The sequence below is a fragment of the Rhodococcus sp. MPR-R1B genome (genome assembly GCF_058793255.1).
Genome location: NZ_JBXAFO010000067.1, coordinates 1 through 3,849, shown reverse-complemented (window position 1 = coordinate 3,849; position 3,849 = coordinate 1). Strand labels below are relative to the sequence as shown.

The 3,849-nt window shown below is 61.6% G+C and carries 2 protein-coding genes; both read right to left on the bottom strand.

The genetic code is table 11. The features are described from left to right. Positions 1-29: 29 nt before the first annotated feature. Positions 30-2,516, bottom strand: coding sequence for a tyrosine-type recombinase/integrase (locus AC1Q61_RS32615; protein WP_050655241.1), 2,487 nt, complete (start codon positions 2,514-2,516; stop codon positions 30-32). Next, positions 2,513-3,772 carry a tyrosine-type recombinase/integrase gene (locus AC1Q61_RS32610; RefSeq protein ID WP_050655242.1) on the bottom strand — a complete coding sequence of 420 codons (1,260 nt, stop codon included), beginning with the start codon at positions 3,770-3,772 and terminating at the stop codon, positions 2,513-2,515. Before AC1Q61_RS32610 ends, AC1Q61_RS32615 begins: the two co-directional genes overlap by 4 nt. Positions 3,773-3,849: the final 77 nt, after the last annotated feature.

Here is a 3,849-nt window from a genome sequence, read left to right as displayed (position 1 = left end):
TTCTCTGAACAAGAATTCTAGCTTGGCAATCATGTGGAAGTCCTTCCGGAGATCGATCCGAATCCAGGCATTCCGAGGTCAGTTGTTGCCGATCCTCGTTTCATCGTGGCATCGACCTGTGCGAGCTTGTCCTTGACTCCGGTGTAGCTGACCTGCAGTCCTTCGACTTCTCCCAGCCAGCCTTCCTGTTTGGCTTCGATGATGCGGGCTTCGAGGTTGTCTCGGATTTCTTCGAGCCTGCCTCGCTGTGTTGGATCCGGCCGCAGGAGTGAGCATCTGACGCAAGCATGCTCGTGGATGCAGGGTGTGCCGAACGTCCGTGCGCAGGTCCCGACCGATACTTTCCGCTTCTCGAAATGAGACAAGAACGCATCCCATTCATCGTCGGTCGGTGTCCGGTATTCCTCGCTGGGCCTCATCGAACGACGACGCGCGATGAACGCTCGGTGCGCTTCTATAGTTTCCGAGGGGTAGACGGCCTTGTAGCCCATCGTCGTGTCAATTGTCTTGTGCCCGCAAATAACCTGTGCGATATGGGGTGGCAGGCCGTTCATGATCGCGTCGGTGACGAATATTCGCCGGAAGTCGTGGGGCTGAAACATCAACGGATCGCCACTGGCATCGGTGAGAGCTGCCACGGTGAGCGCATTGATGAGGAGCTTGCGGACGAAACTCGGTGGGATCGCTCGGCGTTCGTTTCCGATTCCCCGCTGAAAGAGCAGCGGCATCGGCGGATTCCACAGCTTCTCCTGCGTATCGTAGGCAGCCACGAGAGGTATCGATCCGTTGGGTTGCCGCGAACGCTGAACGACCGCACTGAGGACTTCCGCGAGCTCGGGACTGACCAAGATCAGCCGCTCGGTATCGGTCTTCGATGGAGCTATCTGCAGCAGCGGAACCAGTTCACCGGTACTGGGTAGTCGGTATTCGGTGATGCTGTGGTGACTGAGCTCGAGGAGCTCTTCATGACGGATACCGCTGAGCCGCAACACTTCGATGGTGGCGAATGCCCAGAATGCTTCCTCGTCCTCGTAGGTGAGATCGCGACGAACACCGCTGACAGTATTGTCGGCCCATACGACGCGGCCGGTTCCCCGACGGATCAAGGATCGTCGCAGTTCTCCGTCGGTTCCCGCGATCACCTCACCTGGTTCGGTGTTCTGCGCCGCAACGAGTAGTGCCGCTGCGGCCGCGCGGCGGTCAGCGGCGGACCGAACCAACTGAGACAGGACAGGCAACCGCTCGCGGGTGCGTTGGTCCATCCGCGCTTTGCGGTGTTTGAGTTCCTTGCCTCTTTTGACCTCGCCGTCACTGATCGGGCAGGGCGCCACCCACTGCGCCCAGCGGGACGGATCTTCGACGGCCCAGTGCGCGAGGTCGAGATAGAACGCGCGCACTTGCAACAGATTGTCTTTGTAATTCTTTCGGGGCGAAGTTGTTTCGTGCTTTCGTCCCGCCGCGTCGACGGCGGTGCGTGTGATCGATCTCAGGTCGTCCTTCCATGCGCGGGCGACGTCAGGCGGCAGGTGCAGGGTGTCGATACCGGGGGCGAGTGTCTCGACGCGGCTCCAGAACAGCCCGGCAAGTCCTCGGGCACGAGAGTTGAGGCTGGTGTAGTCCAGCGCGGGTTGACGCTCGCGCAGATAGTCGATGAGCAGATCTCGGATCGGTTGGTTCTCGATCGGGTAGCGGTCGACGAGTTGTTCGATCGTCAGCTGTCCGACCGGAGCGCCGAACGCGCGGATGCTGTGTGGTGCGTCCTCGGGAAAGATGCCCATCGCACGTAGTCGCAGGTAGAAATCGATCTTCTTCTGACCGCGGCGGGAGTGCACCTGCGCCATCGTGTCGATCAGCTCCACACAATCGCCGACAGTGATCTCTGCGACAGTCCCGCCTTTGGATACCAGCAGGGTCGCGATTCTGGTCGCTGCGATTCGTGCATCGTCTCGCGAGGTATCCGGCTGAGTGGCAGCAAGCTCGTCCAACCGCGCGAATCCGTCCGGATCTCGCAGCTTTGCCATCATCGGCGCGAGAAACGGGTGCGCCCGGGAGAGCATCCACGACAGCTGTGGCCGGATCACGTCCAGGCACAGCAACATCAGCAGTCCTGCAGCCAGGTCGTTGCGATCGTGTCTGACAGGGCGCCCGTGTCCGGCAATCCATTCCACCGGGAGATCGGCCCATGAGGCTGTCGCGCCGTAACGAGATCCGCGGATGTTCTCGGCGCCGCTGGCGAGCCACCGGGCTTGCCAGGTATCGCCGGGCACCGAAGCCAACCAGGTCAGTATCTTGATCACGCCTCGGTGCCGTCCGGCTCGGGTGGTGACCGCAGCCTCGGCAAGCACCGAGCAGTTCAGTCGGGCCTCGACAGCTTCGGCAGAGGCAGCGGTGTGCGGCCACCAGAGTTCAAATTCGCGTGGTGGAAACTGTTTGTGCAGTTGGTGAATCCTCGAATGTGGCACCGGTGTGACCTCGAAGCGTTCCGGGCGGGTCATGTGCTTGACGGCAGTGCTCACAACGACCTCCCGAACAGCACGCTCAACGCTGCCGGATCGTACCCAGGTGCAGGAGGCGGTGGAGGAGTCCTCGGATGTTCCCGCTGATCAGCAGTACGAGCGTGGTGGGCCAGGACGCTGGCGATCACCTCGTCCTTGTCGGGTGTCAGATAAATTTCGGTCGTCGACAAATGTGCGTGCCCCAGCACCTCTTTGACCTCCACCAAGGACAAGTGCGGGTCGTTGGCCATCCGCCTCGCTGCACTGTGACGTAAGTCGTGCAGAGTCCAATCCGAACCGAGAGTGGCGTTCGCACGCTCGAACATCCGATGCGCCGCATGGTAATTCAACGGGCGGCGAGGTTTCCGCAGTGTCCACCACAACGGTTGCGTCCGTCCGAGTGGCACCTCGCCCCACACCTGCTCCTGATACAACCGCAACCAGACGAACGCGTCCGCCGACGCGGGTACCTGCTCCACCGCACGTGTTCCCTTGCGCACCACAGTAATCAACTGCTGCCCCGGGTCGACATCGCACTCGCGGACTCCCAACAACTCCGACGCTCGCACCCCCGACGAAATCCAGAACGCCACCAACGCCCGGTCCCGATCCGACGACAATGCCGCGAACAACTTATCGAACAGATCCTCGGGAATCGCTCGGGGAATCCGCTGCGAGACCCGAGGCCGGTAGCGTCCCACACGCTCAGGTGCCCAATGATCCATCGGATTGTGGTGCGCATGAGCCCGTCTCGACCGGCGAGAGAGATCGAGAGGGAACGGATTCAGGAGCGGGCCAGTACCTGCGTCCCGATGAAAATCGTAGAAACTTCGCAGCACCGTCTCACTGTGCGCCACTGTCGCCGGCGAGTACCCGGTCCCCAGAGCCGGTTTGCCGGTGACAGGATTCGCTGCCGCCGCAGCAGTAGCAGCCGACTCGGCGCTGGCCGGCACCACTGATCCTTGTCGTGCCTTCGCCGTCAACTGGATCCAACAACTGAAATCGCGCGCATCGACCCGAGAGGCACGATCCCACGCCACATCCACAGCGTGAAGGAACCGCCACCACCTCAGCAGATCCATACCGTATGAACGCACCGTCGCCACCGACCTCCCGGAAGCGATCAGCTCCCGGAAGAACACCTCGACGGACTCCACTCGTTCATCGTCGCTGCCCTGCAGGATATAAGGCTCCGACGTGTGGCCGGTCGCTGTCAACCGACCCACTCGGGCCACCACAAGCCCCGACAGATCTCTCGGACTTTCGCCTTCGCTCATGTCCGCAAGCTACCGACCCACATCGACCCCACCCCTTCAGACCAGCACCGTTCGGCATTTAGTTCAGTCAACGGGGC